Annotated in this window: 1 protein-coding gene; it reads left to right on the top strand. The window is 35.6% G+C overall.

The window, feature by feature from the left end:
• The coding region (locus NE544_RS11965; RefSeq protein ID WP_256269494.1) for a reverse transcriptase domain-containing protein at positions 1-1005 on the top strand (1005 nt) is incomplete at its 5' end.
• Between the last annotated feature and the right edge of the window lie 123 nt (positions 1006-1128).

The following is a 1128-nucleotide window of genomic DNA, read 5'->3' as shown; positions in this document are numbered from 1 at the left end:
ATTGTGTCTAGATTAGAAAGTGGATATCTATATATCTATGATTTTGATATAAAAGGTTACTTCGACAATATACCTCACAAGAAACTTATGAAAGTTATCAACAAGTATGTGTCAGATGGAACAGTACTAGACATGATTTGGAAAACACTTAAAGCAGGGTACATGGAAGATGAAATACGATATGAAACCGCAAGTGGTACACAACAAGGTGGAGTTATTTCTCCACTATTGGCGAACATCTATTTGAATGAACTTGACTGGGAACTAACAAAAGCAAATCTTGAATTCGTGAGGTATGCTGACGATTCGATAGTCATGTGTCAAACAAAGGAAGATTTGGAAAAAGCCAAAGTCATAGTTCATGAAACGTTACAACGTCTAGGCCTTGAATTGGCAGAAGATAAAAGCGATGATATTGATTTTCACGAGAAAGACTTTGATTTCCTAGGTTTTACGTTCAACCATTTAAAAATGTCTAAAAATAGACATGTCTATTACACGTTTGGACCATCCGTAAAATCGTTAAAGAAGTTTAAGAGTGATATTAAATCTGTCACCAAGAAGAGTTGTACATACTCCTTTGAGAAGTGGACAGAGATTTTAAACCCAGTCATAAGAGGTAAGTTTAATTACTTCCTTATTCCTTTTCAAGTTGCACGAGAAATCAGACTGTTACTTAACGAACGCGGGCGAGTTATGCATGGCATACCTGCTCTTGATATAACCAAATTAGATGGTTATGTGCGTCAAAGACTACGAGTAAGTTTCTCATGCCGCGGAAAGAAACATGGTGGACAAGCACAAGGTAAATTATTAACTGTCAAATATGATAACAAGTTTTTCATAGAATGTATGGGTCTAGTTACAGGTGCGTATATGAAGGCTCAAATAGTTTTCCCTGGAATTAACATTGATGATTTTATTTTATTGATGGATTCCAATAAAAAGAAAAGTACCTCTTCTCAGAGTAAAAAGAGGTTCTTTCAGTATGCATACACTAAATAAGTCGAATCACAACATTTAAGTCTTTTCTAAAATGTAACTCACATTGGTAAGCCGTATGCCTTAATAGGGCACGTATGGTTTGATAAGGGGCGGCAGAATTTAAACTCTGCCGCCTACTTTCTT

Source organism: Holdemanella sp. MSK.7.32 (assembly GCF_024460475.1).
In the GTDB taxonomy this organism is placed as follows: domain Bacteria; phylum Bacillota_I; class Bacilli_A; order Erysipelotrichales; family Erysipelotrichaceae; genus Holdemanella.
Note: the sequence above shows the minus strand (reverse complement) of the source record. Positions and strands in the feature narration are given on the sequence as shown.